We start from the raw sequence: 16,930 nt of genomic DNA on the forward strand, positions 1-16,930 counted from the left end.
GTGGCAAAGAAGTTACGGTAATATTTTCTTCCCCGACCTGCTTTCTTGCCGACTTCACGCTGTCCGCCCTCTCAACTATCTGCGGATCACCGCCAGCCAATCTTGATTTTCACCGTCAACCTGCGGAGGCGCGCCCAAATTGGCCAATTCACCACCACGGATGCTTTGTTTTGAGCCAACAAGCAGCTCGCCACCCGACCGTGGGTTGTACCAGCGAACCGTAAAGAGCCCGCTCTGGCCGCTGAGGTCGAGTTCAGCTTCCTCGCTGGTGGCCAGGTAAACCAAGTACACCTCACCCGATTTGCAAAAGCAGTAGCGACGATTGTCTTTGGGGTTCGCGGCGACCAATTCATCGGCGGGTTGCATTTCCGCAAAGGGGATCGCTTGGTTGTGAAAGAATTCGATCGCAATGCGACAATAATCCCAGCTCCGATCTCGGCTCCGCCAATCCTCGCATACCAGATCATTTTCAGCGAATTGGTAGCCAAAGTAATACTCCACCCCGGCGCCGCCACCCATCAATGTTCCCCATAGTGTTTGACGGCGGACTTCGTGTTCGGTGTAAATATATTCTCCGCTGCGGTCACGACCATCAAAACCTCGATAACCCAAGTCGGGTGGTTGGCCGTGCGCAGCGCTGCCCGATTCATCAAAGGCGACAACCCAGGGCTTACCCGCTTGCTGTGAAGCACGCACCCATTTCACAACTTGCCAATGCGTGTCTTTGATGTGACTGTTCTGCAGAGAAAGCCCTGATAGTTTTGTTTTGTCACCGATCAAAGCCTTGTACACGTGATCTTGTTGATTCGGAAAGGTATGCACCACAATGGGATGGTGATATGGGTCGAGTTTGGTAATGAAGTCAATCATGGCGATTTGCTCTTCGCTCGATTGCGTGTTCTCCTCGCCGAGGTTCCAGTTGAGTGCCAAGTTATGTCCGAATCTGGCGATCAGCTCTCGACAGTACAGTTTTCGCTCCGGCCCCAGTTTGCCGCCGTCCAGCGATTCCGGCACAAGTTTGACGTTTTGTTTAGGGCCGTGGCGATCATCGTCAATTTCCGTTTCTTGCATTTTGAAATGCAAATACATACCCCGCGTGGTACCGTGATCAAAAATGATGCCCCATTGATCTAGTTTGCTACAGTCATAATGCAGCTTGTCATTGCGACTAACAAATGGCCAGACATTGTCTCCGTCACCTCCGGCGTTATAGGTCAAGAATGAAAAAGCGTTGCAACCTTTGCCCGCAAGATAGTTGATGGCACCAATCAGACCTTTGCCCTTGCCACCTTGCCAGCTCGGGTCGCCATCACGCCAGTCTTTTCGATGCGGCGCGAATGTCTTTAGTGGCACTTTCCTGGGCTTGCCCGCGATTGTGCCATCAAAGTCAGCGTAGCCCAGCAGTGTCTCAGGCGCGTCGGCACCGACCTTCAGGAAGTACGTACCTGATCCGGCAAATCGCAAGTACCTTTCCCCGACGTATTCTAATCGTCCCTGGGCGCGAAGATCTCGCCCCAATTCATCGGACGGCACGATGCGGAAACTTCCCGTTCCGCCGTCATACGGTGGGAGAGGTTCCGTCGAGGGTTCGTCCGCAGCGACCTCGGTGCGCCCCTGCCGGAACGAAATTCGATAGTCCCAGCGGCCCGGTTTATCAGGAGCAAGATGCGCCCGCCAGGCTGTCCCGCTGTGCGCGGAACTTTCCGCCGCATTGCCATCTGCCGCGAAGTATCCTGGAACGATGTAAGTTGGCTCCCCTGATTCATGCGCAAAAGTGACGTTCATTTCATAGTCAAGAAACGGATTCGGTGATTCGTCCGTCTCGTTTGCAAACGGCCCGTTCAACGTTAGCGTGACCTTGTGCCATTGCTTCAGTTCGCCAGCAACTGCAACCGTGGCGTCCCCATTCTGAGCGGAGAGTTTACCGGCGGTTTGGATGGCAACTAAGCAGGCAAGTAAAATCGCTGGCAACTTCAGTGCCGCCGCCGGAACGTAGCAGTTTGCGATCACTAGTGTTGTTGGCGTCATCGTATTTTGCTCGCGGCAGAAGGAGGTTTGCGGCGGAAAAGGTTCCAGCGTCTGTCAAATGCTCGTTGCGGTTACTATTCTGACATAGGCTGCAGGCGCGGTGGAGAGCCGCTTGCGTTTTTTTCGATAGTCCCTCAACACTCGACAATTTTTTTGCGAAAGGACCACCTGATGCAGCGGCGACAATTTACCAAAACAATGATCATGACCGGCGCGGTCGCGATTGGCACTCGCAACTTATTCGCCCAAGAGCCTTCGCAACAGCCTTTTTCACTTGCCTTTGCACCGCATCCTGGGATGTTCAAGTCGCTTGGCGGCGCCGACGTGCTGGACCAAATTCGTTTTGCCCACGATCAAGGGTTCACGGCGTGGGAGCACAACGCGATGCCCGGGGAGACCCCGAGTCGGCAGGAGCAGATTGGGCAACTGTTAAAAGATCTCAACATGCGAATGGGAGTTTTTGTCGCGTATGCGGACTTCGAACGGCCAACATTTGCGGTGCAAAAGCCCGAGTACCGCGAGGAAGTGTTGATGAAAGTTCGCCAGTCAGTTGAGATTGCCAAGCGTTGTGGCGCCAAATATGTCACGGTCGTGCCGGGTTCTATTGATCAACAATCGATCCACGATGCCGAGTGGAATAATTATGGTGGCGGACGGCTCGCCGCCGGCTATCAGCTGGCCAACGTGATCGAGTTGTTGCGAGAATGCGCGGCAATTTTAGAGCCTCACGATTTGGTAATGGTACTCGAACCGCTTAATCAGTTAACCAACCATGGCGGTTTGTTTTTGCAACGATCGGATCAGGCATTCGCGATTTGCCGCGCGGTAAACAGTCCAGCCTGCAAAATCTTATTTGATATTTATCACCAACAGATCACGGAGGGAAACCTTATTCCCAACATCGATCGTTGTTGGCATGAAATTGGTTATTTTCAAATTGGAGATAACCCGGGCAGGAAGGAGCCAGGTACCGGCGAGATCAACTACAAACGTGTGCTGAGCCATATTCACGAGCGCAGCGTCAAGGAAGCTAAGAGCTTTATCTATGGAATGGAGCATGGCAATTCGCTACCGGGCGGCGGGGGAGAACGAGCGGTGATCGACGCTTATCGTGCTGTCGATCCGAGTTAATTGGGGAAATTTCAAGCCACGCGGTTTGAGTGACGATTGTATCAGTTTAGGTTTCCGCGGCTGGGCCGGACTGATTAGCCTGAAGAGTTGACAGTTTGCTCGATGAGTTCCTCGGTATGCTTGGTTTATAGAATAATGCGAATTTTTGCTTCGATTTCCTTGTTGATTTGCCTGGTTCTGGGTGGTGGGTTGGTAAACCGTTCTGTATTCGCGGCCGATACTATGCACGTCACGATTGACGCGCGGGAATTGCCTCGGAAATTGCTGCTTGCACAGATCGAACTGCCTCTGAGCCCGCAAGCGAAATCACATCGACTTGCCCTCTGGTATCCCAAATGGGTGCCCGGTTCGCACGGCCCGGGAGGACCCGTCGAGAACTTGGCTGGTTTGATCATCGAAGATGGTGCCGGCAATCTGCTGACTTGGAAGCGAACGCCCGGCGAAGTTTATCGCTTGGAAGTGGATGTGCCGCCCGGTACGGAACAGCTGCGGATCGAGCTCCGCTACATCACCAATCAGCCCTCGGTCAATTCCATGGGGCATGACTCCTGGGGGAGTGATACCGTGGGTGTGATTAGCCCCAACACGGTGTTGCTATATCCCGAGTCGAGTGGCATTCGCAGCAGCAAAATTTCCTCCGAGTTCTTGCTGCCGATCGGCTGGCAAGCTGCCACCGCACTCCCGCCCCGCAGCCGTGCCTCGGACGACGAGGCAGCCGAGAGCCAAGCATCCGGAAGCCAAGATTCGCATGGCACTGCGGCTGTCAGCTTTGCACCCGTATCGCTAGAGACGTTTGTTGATAGCCCGCTGATGTGCGGGCCTCATTATCAGGTTTTGGATTTGGTCGAAGCGGAATATGCGGATTCGATTCCTCCTCATCGGTTGCATGTTTTTCGTGACCAGCCTGTTGAGCAGGCGCTGGATGAGGAGATACTTGCCAAGTTGCGGGCGATGGTGACTGAAACTTATCTGTTGACCGGCTCGCATCCCTTTGATCAATTCGACGTTTTACTCGGACTGACCGACGCCTTACCAGCCAACGGGCTAGAGCACTCGCAGTCGACTTTAAACGTGTTGCCACCCCGCGCCGTTGCCAGCGCGTCGGCATTTCGCGGTTGGAACCGGCTGTTGATTCCGCATGAGTATTTGCACGCTTGGTGTGGCAAATATCGCCGGCCGGCGGGGATGGCGACCACAACCTTTCATGAACCCAAGGATACCGAACTGTTATGGGTCTACGAGGGTTTGACGCAGTACTTGGGAGAGTTGATTGAGGCTCGCAGTGGTTTAATGACCGATGCTCAGTTTCGCCATCGGCTGGTGGTCGAGCTGCGCAACGCCACCTATCAACAAGGTCGCAAATGGCGCAGCTTGGCTGATACTGGTGCCGCTGCACATATCTTGCGAGCCCGCAGTGACGCTTGGCCCGGTTTGCGGCGGAGCCAAGACTTCTACATGGAAGGAATGTTATTCTGGTTGGAAGCAGATGCCATTTTGAGGGCCAAGACCGAGGGTGAAAAGTCGCTTGATGATTTTTGCCGTAAGTTCTTTCAAGTTAAAAAGAAGTCGCCCCATCCAAACCCCTATACACGCCGTGATGTCGTGCGAATTTTGCAGGCGCTCCATCCTTACGATTGGGATGGACTGATTGCTCGGCGGGTCGAATCATTGCAAACTGACTTCGATCCCAATGTGGCCAGCTTGCTCGGATACCGCTTCGTATCTCAACCTGATTTGGTTGAGGTGCCCGCTGACACGTTCCGCAACGCCTCTGGTTTTGATCTGCGAGCATCATTGGGTGCTAGTTTCTCCAACGATGGCTTGGTGCGTGATTTATTGTTGGGGAGCCCCGCGGACAAAGCCCGGCTGCGCCCCGACATGCGGATCATCGCAGTTGCTGATCGCAAGTGGAGCACTGGAAATTTGGAAGCGGCAATTGTCGAAGCCCAACAGGGTACACCGATTGAGTTGCACGTGCTTGTGGGGGAGCAATTTAAAACGATTCAACTGCACTACTACGCGGGACCGAGAGCTTGGAATTTGGTTCGCGATGAGGAGCGACCCGACTTGCTGGAAGCAATTCTCCAACCACTAGCCGAAAGATCGGAATGAGTTATCAGGTGAATCGATGGTGTTTTTTGTGGTTTGCCTGGCTTGGTTGCCTTTGTGGCGTGGTTACGGCGGATGAACCGCTTTCCCGACCAAATGTATTGGTCATAATGGTTGATGACCTCGGCTTTTCTGACGTCGGTTGTTATGGCGGGGAGATTGAGACTCCCAACCTCGACCGGCTAGCGGTTCAGGGGCTTCGCTTCAGCCAGTTCTACAACACGGCCAAGTGTCATTCATCACGGATCTCGCTGTTGACCGGATGTTATGCCTTGCAGGCTGGTAACGAGCAAATGACCCGCGCGGTGACGACAGCGGAGATGCTTGGTCAAGCTGGCTATTTTACGGCCATGACGGGCAAATGGCATCTGGCTCGGCAGCCCACTGACTTCGGATTCCAGCGTTACTTTGGTCATTTAAGCGGTGCCTGCAACTATTTTCGCGGAGATCAAACGTTTCGCCTCAACGGCCAGCCATGGACGGTGCCCGATGGCGGATTCTATACGACGGTGGCAAATGTTGATTATGCGATCGATTTCCTTGGCGAGGCACGTCAGAGCCAACGACCTTGGTATCTCTACGTGGCATTCAACGCGCCGCATGCTCCGTTGCAAGCCTTGGAAACCGATTATCGCAAGTATGAAGGTCGATATCAGATAGGTTGGGATCAGATGCGTGCCCAGCGTGTTGCCAAACAGCAGGAGTTGGGATTAATGGGAGCCGATGTGCAACCCAGTCCACGCCCGGACCATATTCCTGCCTGGCACGACCTGGGGGCCGAACGGCAAGATTGGGAGAGTCGTCGCATGACCACGCTGGCCGCGATGATCGACCGTGTCGATCAAGAGGTTGGGCGGTTGGTGAAAGATCTGGAGCGGGCAGGTGAGCTTGAAAACACGTTGATCCTTTTCGTATCTGACAACGGTGCGTGCCCCTACGATCGACGTTCCAATAATCTAAAAGCCGAGCCGACTAGTGGCGATGTTAGTTGGAGTGATTCCACGGGTTGGGCTTGGGCTCGCAACACGCCGTTTCGTTTTTACAAACAGAATCAATTTGAAGGTGGAATTTGCACTCCCGCGATCGTGCATTGGCCGGCTGGGTTGAAGCTGGCTCCCGGTGCAATCGTCGATTCACCAGCGCACTTGATTGACGTACTGCCAACTTTGGCTGAGATTTGTGAAGTGACGATTCCGCAGCAGTGGCCCGGTCGGCAATTAAGTCCCTTAACGGGGATTTCTCTGGCTCCCGTGCTGGCGGGCAAGGCTCAGGAGAGTCGGCCGGCGATTCATTTTCAGTTCGCAAACGATCGCGGTTTGCGTGAAGGTGATTGGAAAATTGTTAGCTTTCGCAAGCAGCCTTGGGAGCTATATAATATCCGTCAAGATCGCAGCGAACTGAATAACCTGGCCGACGCGGAACCGAAACGTATGGCAGCCATGGTCCAAACTTGGACGGAGATGGCGGAGCGGGTCTTGCGAGCTGACAAAAAAGTCTACTCGCCAGTACGTCAGGAGCGAACCGGCTATGATCATCCTGATTGGACAAGTTTCGACGATAAACTTGGGCCCATCGGCCGCCGGGGAAAGTGAGTTTTAGATAGATGTTACTGAAATCGAAAAGCAAGCTGACTCGTGCTTCTCGGAGGTGTTCTGGCGGGTCGCGGAAAATTGAATTTTTAGAGCATCGGCATTTACTGGCGTTTTCGTTTCTCGATCATTTTGATGCAGGCCTTTCGGTGAACTGGGAGATTCCACAGTTTGCCGGTCAAGGCATGGTGGCCCTCACTTCCGATCATGCCTTGGATTCAGGTGGGCAGGGGCTGGTATTTCAAGCTAGCGAGGAAGCCCCCAACGCCGAAGCATTGAACGAAATTATCTTGCATTTAGACCTGAGCCAAGCGGAATCGCCGTTGCTTAGTTTTCATCAGCTGGAAGGTCTGTTTGGCACTAACTGGGGTGATATCAACGAGCCCTTGGCTGATTTCCATCTGATCAGCGACCCTAATTCGCGGCCCGTGGAAGCCTATGGTGATGGGCTCTCAATCAGCGCTGACGGGGTGCATTGGTATCGACTGCTGGACCTTGAGGGCGGGGACATTAATCGAGGCGGAGATGGATTATGGCAATTCCATGAATATGATCTGCAAGCGAATGTTGATCGCTTGAACGGTGGCAGTGATCCTGCTGGAATTTCACTCAATGGCAACGTCCAAATTAAGTTTTCCCAGCTGGGAGATCGCCAGTTTCCGCATCGAGGCTGGGTAATCGATCGGGTTTCGGTAACGGATACTGAGACATCATTTACGACGGATCTAGATAGGGGTGTTTTTCACCGCTTTGGTTTGGCTGGGGAGTCACGGACTGACTTTATGTATCGGGTGGCTTTGATTGGCGATGTGGGACCCGACACGCCGGTGTTGGTCGGCGTGCATGGTCGGGGAGGGGCTATTGAAAGTTACACGCACCGTTGGTTGCGAATCGCGGCCGATCCAGACAATTCAGTCGAAGATCTGATCATTGTGGCTCCTTGGTTTCGAGTCGGTGGGCGTTACCACAGTTATAATCATCTAAACTGGGAGTATGACAGCGGCAGGACGGCCGATCAGGTGTTGATAGATATTCTGGCTGATCTGGAAGACCAAGGAATGGGGCAAACGGATCAAATTAAGCTTTTCGGCTATTCAGGTGGTGGACAGTTCTCGCAACGTTTTGCTACGGCCCATCCCGACCGCGTGGCGGCAGTGGTAGTTGGCGCACCCTCGTCTCATGCGGTTCCTGATTTTGTCAAGCCTTATCCTTATGGGCTAGCGGACAATCCTGCCGAGCCACGTCCGGTGGATGTTGACTTTGATTTGCCCGCGGTGCTCCGGACCCCCACGATGTTTTGGGTTGGACAGGATGATAGTTTTGTTCCGCCAGAGTGTCAGCCGCCGATTCAAAGCAGTTGCAATCTTGACCTTTCAGGCCCAGCACAATCGCAAGGGGAGGGGCGTTTGCAGCGTGCTTTAAATGTCTTTGAAGACTATGTCGCATTAGCGAATGATCTGCAGATTGACTCCAGCGAACGATTGCATCGCTTTATGGTTGGAGAAGGCTACGGTCACAACTACGGACAATCTGTTCGCCAGAATTGGTACGACTTTCTCTTCCGGGATGTCAGTCAAATTGCCCGGGAGGTAGTTGTCTCCCCAGCCGTAGTGTTGACGGCCAGTAGTGAGCAGCAGTCCCAGCAATTGCCACAGCATATTGATTTGGTGGAACCGGGAAAAGAGTTTTGGTTGGAGGTTTGGGCAAATTCGCAATCTGCCGTTGGAAATGGAATCGAGGAAGCATCGTTAGAAATTTACTTTGATCAACGACGAGCTGGCGTTGTTGAGGTGGAGGTAGGTCAAGCTTTTACTGATCAAGGCAGCACGGTGATTGATCAGTCAGCGGGGCGTATTCGTAGCTTGGCGGTAACCGCCAAGAATCCTGGAGCTGGCGTCGGAGAACACGCCTTGCTAGCGCGGGTACGATTTGAAGCGACCAGCCAAGCTCAAGCTGATAGTCAGATTGCCTTGGCAATACAAACCACGAGTCAGGACTGGGAGCTGAATGCTGGGGAGAGCATTGTCCCGGTGATTGCAGCCGTGCCAAAGTTGGATCTTCAAACTTCTGCCGACAAAGCAATGATCTACGGCTCAGCGATTCTTGACGCTGATTACGATGGGCAAGTAGGCGGTCACGAAAATGGCCTCGCGGGTGTCCCGGTGACTTTGCGAACCGCAGCGGGTGAAATTGCCCTGCGGGGCGGTAACCATGAGCCTGATGACTACGTGGCCGGTACGATTCTCAATTCGGTATCCGATGCTGCAGTCCTGTCGGCTGTTGGGACGACCGTCGTCGGGACCGCGGTGAGGGCTGGTGAACGGGATACTGCTTCCACGGGCGGTCACGTTTTCTCGCATCGCACGGAGACCACTTGGCAGTCGTTTTGGCGACTTGACGCCGGCGCTCTACGAGTGGATTTTCCAACGCTGGCGTCTGAAGTTGAAATTGACATCGTCGCCGGGTCGAACGGTTCGACTCGGCGAGGTAGGTTGTTGATTTATAATTCTGCGGGAGAATTACTCGCCGAAACTACATCTGACGCGCTTACCTCGGGAAATTTTCAGACTTTATCTTTAAGCCGCGCGCAACAAGATATCGCTTATGCAGTTGTCGGGGGTTATCAGTCAAGTGTTCGTCTCGACAATTTGCGATATGTTACGCGAGCAACGGCTGTGTCTGACCAGGCTGGGCAGTTCGCTATTCGCGGCGTGACGCCGGGCGAGTATCAATTGCATGTCACTCCGCCGCAAAATTATTCGGTAACGGGTGTGGCTGGCAATCCGAGAGTTGTGGAGCTTTCTCCCGGAGAAGTCACCAGCCGAGAAGATTTTACCATTGCCGCGCCATTAGTTTTGGTGGAGCAGGTTGAAATCAATCAGGGTCAAAGCCAGCGGAGTATGGTTGAGCAATTGGAGATTACATTTAGTGAAGAGGTAGAGTTGATGGAGGGAGCCATCGAGGTCACCCGACGCGATGGGGTTGGAGGAAGTGTGGATTTGATGATTGACACCAGCGTGGTTAATGGGAGAACCGTTGCCAAAATCACCTTTACTGGATCGCAGACGCGACATGGGTCTTTAGTCGACGGCAATTATCAGTTGCAATTAAAACAAGATCACATCCGTTCATTGCGTGGTGGGATGTTGGATGGCGACTCTGACGGAGTGGCGGGTGGCGATCATTATTTTGGCAACGATGCTACAGATAAGTTCTTTCGATTATTTGGCGATAGCAATGGCGATCGGCTTGTCAACTTTATCGACTTCTTAGCATTTCGTAACGCCTTCGGCAGTGACTCCAGTGAACCTGAATACCAGGCCGCACTGGATGAGAATGGTGATGGCGTTATCAACTTTATCGACTTCTTGCAATTTCGCAGTCGCTTTGGTGGCCAATTGGAGTTTTAGGCTAAGGGACCTCATGTTCCTTAGGGATCTTCCCCTGGGGTGCGTGTTCCTTGGAAAGTCTGTCCTGCTTGTTCAAGCTTGATAGCCTGTGATTGATCATTCTGTAGATCACTGAACTGAATTGTTGCGGGGACGATTTTATAGAAAAATTCGTTTTCGCTGGTGGGAAAAATGGCGATTGGAAATTGACCTTCCACTTTGGCCATTAGTTGGGAACCGTTTAGCGTGACCTCAATCTTTCCAAGCGCGGTCACACGATAGATCCCGACATGCCGCTGAAGAACCTCTTTGGCGAGTTCAACTTCGCGGCGCTCGGGGATTTTGGGTGCGGTAAAATTGCTCAGTCCTTGCCGATGTTTGGCCGCGATGACTTGGCCATCTTCATCGAATTTAAACTCAACCTCCGCGTCGACTACTTTCCAAAAGTAGGTGGTGGGGCTGGCGGGATAGATCTGATATTTGGGTTGGCCGGTCAGTTGGGCGTAGAGTTGACCATCATCGAAAGTGATCTCCATCACGGCGGTTTGGTAGTCATACTTGCCAGTCAGTTTTTGCATCGCCTCCGCGGTGACGGAGGTGTCGACTTGGCGATCGGCCGGGTCGGTCATCTTATTGCTTAAAAAGGCCTCGGCGATGCGATCAGAGATTTGTGAGGGGCTGACGGCGGGAACGGCCGGTAAGGCGTTATGTAGGACGACGATGATAATTTTTTCGCCGGGGTAGTAGGCTAGATGGCTAGAGAAACCTTGCAACCCGCCGCCATGGCTAATTCTATCCAGACCTCGGTTTTGGTCGACAAACCAGCCTAAACCATACTGTGTTTCTATTGGTTCTTCAGTTGTTTCGATAGTCAGCGGCGCGGTTGCCAACTTTATGGACTCGGGTGAGATAACTTGACCGGAAAAGTAGGCCTGCGTCCAACGAGCCAAGTCGCCGGTTGTTGAGTATATCGCACCAGCTCCTCCGGCGCGAGACATGTCCCAGTTAAGTGCTTTTTCAAAGCCGCTGCTGGTCAGCGAGTAACCTGTTGCTTCGTGCCGCAAGATCGGTTGTGGGGTGTGGACGCCGGTATCGTGCATTTCCAGCGGGGTGAAAAATTCAGCTTGCAGGTATTCCGCATAGCTTTTTCCCGAGAGCTTGCCAATCAGATGTCCGAGGATGAAATAGCCTGAATTATTATATGACCATTTGGTACCGGGATCAAAATCATAAGGTTTGGAAGCGATTGACTTTATCATTTCCTGCTCGTCGGTTGCCAGCAGGACGGTATCCATAAACTCGGGTTGTGAGGTGTACGAGGCGATACCGGAGGTGTGATTCAGGAGTTGCGTGATGGTGACTTCCTCGCCTCGTGGGAAATCGGGAAGATACTTGTCGAGAGTGTCGTCAAGTTGTAGTTGATCTTGTTCAGCAAGCTTTAAGATAGCGGCGGCAGTGATGTGTTTTGTGACTGAGCCGATGCGGAATTTGGTTTCGGGAGTTACCGGGTTGTGATGAGCCAAATCGGCGAGTCCGTAGGCTTGGTCGAGCAATACTTGGTCGCCCCGTTGGACCCGAACGGCGATCCCCGGAGCGTCTTCGATAATGAGCGTATTTAGCAGCTTTTCGATGCGCTCCTGCGGCGGAACCGCGTCGGCCGGTGCCGGCGGGTCGTCAGCTCGGCAGTCGGTCGCGGGTAGGACCAGCAAACCGAACAGCAAACTGAGCGGCAAGCCGAACAGCGGTAGCGGGCGAACATGGTGGAGGGCGTGGTGGATGAAACTTGGTAGGATGCGAGCCATGGTTAAAATTACCCTGTTAAACCTGAGGATAGCTATTGATCTGTTAGGCTGTGGGGCCTAGGGGAACGTTATTTTTTTGCGTTGGCTCCAGCATAACAACTCTCACCGGGATTGGTCGTCATGTTTGATTTTTCCGAGCGCGCGGAGGGGCGAGCTCAAGAGTTTCATGGGCAGATGGCTAGCAGCTGGGAAGCTTTGGGCGAGGGCGGGCCAACTTTGGCGGCATTGGCGGGTGTCTGTGCACGTTGTTTGGCTCTGCCGCCGGAGACGATCGAGTTAGCACAGTTATCCGCGGAGGCTAAGACGATTCTATACGCCGCCCGCAATCGGGGAGTGATTGAAGTGCGGGGGGTTAGTACTGCCTTTGAGGCACCGGCTCGGATGTTAGCGGTGTACGTCGAGGAGGATACTCAGCGGACGATTGCTTTTCGCGATCGTGAGCATCCGGAGGTGACAATGCGTTTTTTTGAGGGCTTTTGTCAGCTTTGTCGAACCGGCTTCATCGTGCATCACTTGCACCGTGACTTCAGTTTGACCACGAATGGATTTGCTTTGGCGCGAGAGGTTAAGCGGGCGGAGGTTGAAGAGTTATTAGAACTGGCGACCGACTTGGGGTTGCATGATTGAACGAAAAAAAGCGGCTCGGCGGGAACAAGTCCCGGCCGAGCCGCTTTACGATCACGCCTGAGGGTTACAGCGATCTCTACCGCCACGCTTTATCAGCGGGAGTAGCGATTGCTGGCCTGAATGACGCGACGCTTGCTGTTCAAGTAAGCGTTGTGGTCGGCTTCTGGAGCCGGTGGCATCGACTGAACTTCTGGAGCTTCGTCGATGATGGGAGCGACGGTGGGAGCAGGCGTCATGACGGGGGCACCGCCACAGCTGTTGCATCCGCTACCGCAGCTGCTGATCGTATCGCAGCAAGCGGTGTCACAGCCGCTCTTGCAGCCGAGTCCGCCGAACAATTTGGCCAACAGACCGCCCTTTTTGGGCGAGCAGCTGGGCACGTCGCAGCAGGTGCTGACTTCGCAACCGCAAGCTGGTTCGCAGCTTGTGGCACAAGGTACATCACAGCCGCTGTCGCAGCATGATTTGCCACCGAACAACTTGTCTAACAAACCTTTTCGGGGAGGAGCACAGCTAGCGATTTCGCAACCGCAAGCTGGTTCACACACAGAACCGCAAGGAACTTCCAAACCACAGGTGGGCTCGCAAGCTGTTGCACAAGGTGCTTCGCAACCGCAGGCAGGCTCGCAGACAGGTCCGCAAGGTGCCGCACAGGTTGCTTCCAGTCCACAAGTGGGCTCGCAGCCAACGCTACAAGGAGCCACATCGCAAACAACGGTATCGCAACAGGTGCTGTCGCATCCGCTGCCCTTAAGACCGAGCATACGGTCAAGTAAATCGAAGCCAAAGCTCTGGGAACAGAAACTAGTTCCGAGAACCATGACACCAACAAGAATTGTACGTTTCATGGAGCCACGTCTCCTACGCTATCAACTGGGTCGGCTATTGTGACACCAAGACTGGCCGGATCCCGGATGGCCGCGGACGCGATCGGTGGACGAAGCCGCCGCCGATCGAGCCCCACTGGGCCGGCTAGCACTGTTGGGGTGGGTTGTTAGCCTGGCCAACAACTCATCCCGATCGACTTCGTTCTGCTCGCCATCTCCGATAAGCTCTACGGGCCCGCGGGGGCCGGTGAACCAATCCATTCTGTCTGGTGTCCAACGCTGCGTTTGTTCGTTCCATCCGATGGCCCGAACCGCAATCTTTTGCCACGGGGCTTACCGCGACAACAAAGATATCGGCCGACATGGGCTCAGTGATTAACCTGCTCGCCTAAATTCCGCCGGTTGTTAAACTGTGCGGGTTGACAGAGCGTAAGCTATGGTTTTGCGAGCCGGCAAAGTTGACAATAGCGTCGCTTAAGATGGAAAAATCGGTGCGGACTGTATAAAATGAGTATGCACTGCCACCCGGTAAACCGTTGTGTTGGTGATAACGCCGGTATTTTTACACTTTGAGCGGTGATCCCAACGCGAGTGAAACCGACCGGTGACCCCTCGATTTGTTTCGCCCATATCGGCCGGATGGCTCGGCGCCGGAGAATATCGCCAGCCCGTGACCGCAGTTATCAACCTCCCACCCGCAGTCTTTAATAATGCACAGCAGCACTCGTGCTGCCGCCCAGGCACCCGTCGCCACCATCGTCGACATGATGAGCCTTCCTCAGGTCGTTTGTCCCTGTGGCACAGCGCGACGCGGCCTTGCCGATTGCGACCAATTTCCCGGCACCCTGCATGTTACGGAGATCGCCACCACGGCGAAGACCCATTACCACCGAAGTTTGACGGAGACCTACCTGATTCTCGAATGTGCGGCCAATGCGGCGATGGAACTCGACGGGCAGCGAGTCTCCGTAGAGCCCCTGACGGCAATTGTAATTCCGCCGGGAGTACGCCATCGAGCGATCGGAAAAATGCGAGTGGCAATTTTTTGTACACCCAATTTTGATCCGTCTGACGAGCATTTCGATTAAGCGAAATGCCGACCACTATGCAACTTTTTTCACTTTCCCATCGAGTCAGCTTCACCATGAGCCTTCGAAATTTGGCGTCTTTCTTCTGGTTGTCAGTCATTTGTCTGATGGTCAGCAGCGGTCTTCCGGCGGCGGCCCAATCGCCCGGCACCGACAACACCTGGACTTACTGGCGGGGGGCTGGATTTGACGGCCATTCGTCGGCCAGCGGCTTGCCCGACAGCTGGGACCCCGAGGGTGGCCCCAACAGCAACGTATTGTGGAAGCGGGAAGATCTGTCCAGCCGCAGCACACCGGTGGTGATGAACGGACGAGTATACACCATCATGCGGGCCGACCCAGGGACACCGCTGGAGGCGGAGCAAGTGGTTTGCCTCAACGCCATGACTGGCGAAACTCTTTGGCAGAATCGCTTCAACGTTTGGCTCTCGGATGTTCCCGATACCCGAGTTGGTTGGTCCAGCGTCGTGGCGGATCCCGAAACGGGCAACGTCTACGCCTTGGGTGTTTGTGGGTATTTCCTTTGCATCAACGGCGAAACAGGGGAAACCGTCTGGTCCCACCCGCTGCACGAACAATTTGGTCTGCTCAGCACCTACGGTGGTCGCACAAACTTTCCCATTGTCCACGAAGACTTGGTGATTATCAGCGGGATTATCATTAACTGGGGTGAGCGGGCCAAGCCGAACCATCGTTTGCTGGCCTTTAACAAGGAAAGCGGAGAACTGGTCTGGTTTGAAGGCTCCGTCGATTTACCCGCCGATACCACCTATTCAAGCCCGAGTTTGACAACGATCGAAGGGCAGCGGCAGCTGATTATGGGATATGGCGACGGGGGGATCTGGGGTAAGCAGCCCAGGACCGGTCGCACGCTCTGGAATTACCAACTGTCCCGTCGCGGATTGTTTGCCACGCCTTTAGTTGTTGGGAATCGGGTGTTTGCCAGCCACAGCGAAGAGAACATCAACGGCTCTACGATGGGAGCAGTTGTCGCTTTGGAAGTCTCCGGAGTCGGCGAGCAAACCAAGGTCAAGGAACTTTGGAAAATCGAAGAGTTGGTGGTGGGACGCAGCAGTCCCGTGTTGGTCGATGGTCGACTCTATGTGGTCGATGATCGCTGTAAGCTCTGGGTGATCAACGCCGACACCGGCGAGATGATTGCCGAACGAGTAACCATCGGGGACCGCAAGCAGTGGGCCAGCTTGTTGTATGCCGACGGCAAATTGTATTGCCTCACCGAAAACGGTCGTTGGGCAATCATGCAGCCCACCGAGGATGGCGTTGAGTTTTTGGACAAAGGGCGGATGCGAGATCAGGCTTTCATCGCTTCGCCGGTGGTCGCTGAAGGTCGACTCTTTTTCTTCGGCACCAACGGCTTGTATTGCGTCGGTACTGGTCAAGGGCAACCAGCTAAAGCGGTCGCGTCACTCGAGGATGAATTGCCCATCGTTGAAAATCAAAAACCAGCCTGGTTGCAGATTGTTCCCGCCGAAGCTCTGCTCGCGCCTGGCGAGTCAATCGAGCTCTCGGTGAAAAGTTATAACGCCCTCGGGCAACTGCTCGCTGAGCTGCCCGCCAGCGACGTCGAGTTCAAAGTTGAGGGTGCTGGGGTCGTTGAAAATGGCAAGTTTGTCGCGCCGCAAACCACCGAGCACGTGGCTGCGGTGGTCACAGCAAAGATGGCCGGAGCGAGCGGCGAGATGCGGGCCCGAGTGGTACCGCCGTTGCCTTGGAAGTTCTCTTTTGATGAACTGAAGGATGCCCCAGTGACATGGGTTGGCGCACGCTATCGGCACGTGATGCGAACCATTGATGGTTCACCAGCCATGGTCAAAATCACCACGATTCCCAAGGGCGCACGGAGCCAAGCATGGATGGGGCCCAGCAATCTGGCTAACTACACGATCTCGGCTGACGTCAAGGGTTCCCGGATGGCCGACCAGCTGCCAGATATCGGTCTCATCGCGCAAGGCTATACTCTCGACCTAATGGGTAACAGCCAACAATTGCAAATCCGCACTTGGACCCCGCAACGCCGCATGGCGCAAACGATTGACTTTCCTTGGCAAGCCGATGTCTGGTACCGCATGAAGTTTCAAGCATCTGTTGAGGATGATGCCTCAGCTCCCACTGGGAAGGTCGCCGTTCTCAAGGCAAAAGTTTGGCCGAAAGATCAAGCGGAGCCCAAGGATTGGACCGTCACCGCTCGCGACCAGTCGCCACAAACTTCGGGCAGCCCTGGATTGTTCGGTAACGCTAAAGTCGCTGAGCTCTACCTCGACAATATCGAAGTGGTTCCCAACTCCTAGATATCGCATCTCGACCTGTTGAACCAATCAA

General features: G+C 54.2%; 10 protein-coding genes. 7 read left to right on the forward strand and 3 right to left on the reverse strand.

Annotation, left to right across the window (positions count from 1 at the left end; all coding sequences use genetic code 11):
• Positions 1-75 precede the first annotated feature (75 nt).
• Complete coding sequence (locus SH139x_RS01280; RefSeq protein ID WP_488353482.1) at positions 76-2,028, reverse strand: DUF5060 domain-containing protein; 1,953 nt, start codon at positions 2,026-2,028, stop codon at positions 76-78.
• A 171-nt stretch (positions 2,029-2,199) separates the two neighbouring features.
• Here SH139x_RS01280 and SH139x_RS01285 point away from each other — a divergent pair, with 171 nt between their 5' ends.
• The 4 genes from SH139x_RS01285 to SH139x_RS01300 all read left to right on the forward strand — a co-directional run bounded on the left by SH139x_RS01285 (position 2,200) and on the right by SH139x_RS01300 (position 10,267).
• A complete protein-coding gene (locus SH139x_RS01285) occupies positions 2,200-3,159 on the forward strand; it encodes a hydroxypyruvate isomerase family protein (protein WP_488353483.1) in 960 nt (319 codons plus the stop codon).
• Positions 3,160-3,294: 135 nt separating this feature from the next.
• Entirely contained in the window at positions 3,295-5,271 is a 1,977-nt protein-coding gene (locus SH139x_RS01290; RefSeq protein WP_488353484.1) for a M61 family metallopeptidase, read from the forward strand.
• On the forward strand, positions 5,268-6,860 hold the full coding sequence (locus SH139x_RS01295) for an arylsulfatase (protein WP_488353485.1): 1,593 nt from the start codon (positions 5,268-5,270) through the stop codon (positions 6,858-6,860). The genes SH139x_RS01290 and SH139x_RS01295 overlap by 4 nt, the downstream gene beginning before the upstream one ends.
• A gap of 146 nt (positions 6,861-7,006) precedes the next feature.
• Positions 7,007-10,267 carry a dockerin type I domain-containing protein gene (locus SH139x_RS01300; protein WP_488353486.1) on the forward strand — a complete coding sequence of 1,087 codons (3,261 nt, stop codon included), beginning with the start codon at positions 7,007-7,009 and terminating at the stop codon, positions 10,265-10,267.
• A 20-nt stretch (positions 10,268-10,287) separates the two neighbouring features.
• On the opposite strand, the gene SH139x_RS01305 is transcribed toward SH139x_RS01300, so the two are convergent.
• Positions 10,288-12,048 carry a serine hydrolase gene (locus SH139x_RS01305; RefSeq protein WP_488353487.1) on the reverse strand — a complete coding sequence of 587 codons (1,761 nt, stop codon included), beginning with the start codon at positions 12,046-12,048 and terminating at the stop codon, positions 10,288-10,290.
• A 120-nt stretch (positions 12,049-12,168) separates the two neighbouring features.
• Between SH139x_RS01305 and SH139x_RS01310 the strand changes: the two genes are divergently transcribed.
• Positions 12,169-12,675 carry a hypothetical protein gene (locus SH139x_RS01310; RefSeq protein ID WP_488353488.1) on the forward strand — a complete coding sequence of 169 codons (507 nt, stop codon included), beginning with the start codon at positions 12,169-12,171 and terminating at the stop codon, positions 12,673-12,675.
• Between the two features lie 92 nt (positions 12,676-12,767).
• Here the strand turns inward: SH139x_RS01310 and SH139x_RS01315 are convergent, their stop codons facing one another.
• Positions 12,768-13,022: a hypothetical protein gene (locus SH139x_RS01315; RefSeq protein WP_488353489.1), complete on the reverse strand. Its 255-nt coding sequence runs from the start codon at positions 13,020-13,022 to the stop codon at positions 12,768-12,770.
• Between the two features lie 1,190 nt (positions 13,023-14,212).
• Between SH139x_RS01315 and SH139x_RS01320 the strand changes: the two genes are divergently transcribed.
• Together SH139x_RS01320 and SH139x_RS01325 are read left to right on the forward strand one after the other, a co-directional pair.
• Positions 14,213-14,590, forward strand: a complete 378-nt coding sequence (locus SH139x_RS01320) for a cupin domain-containing protein (protein ID WP_488353490.1) — start codon at positions 14,213-14,215, stop codon at positions 14,588-14,590.
• 56 nt (positions 14,591-14,646) lie between these two features.
• A complete protein-coding gene (locus tag SH139x_RS01325) occupies positions 14,647-16,899 on the forward strand; it encodes a PQQ-binding-like beta-propeller repeat protein (RefSeq protein WP_488353491.1) in 2,253 nt (750 codons plus the stop codon).
• The last annotated feature ends 31 nt before the right edge of the window (positions 16,900-16,930 follow it).

Source organism: Kothea flammea (assembly GCF_052161645.1).
Classification (GTDB): Bacteria; Planctomycetota; Planctomycetia; order Pirellulales; family Pirellulaceae; genus Laterigemmans.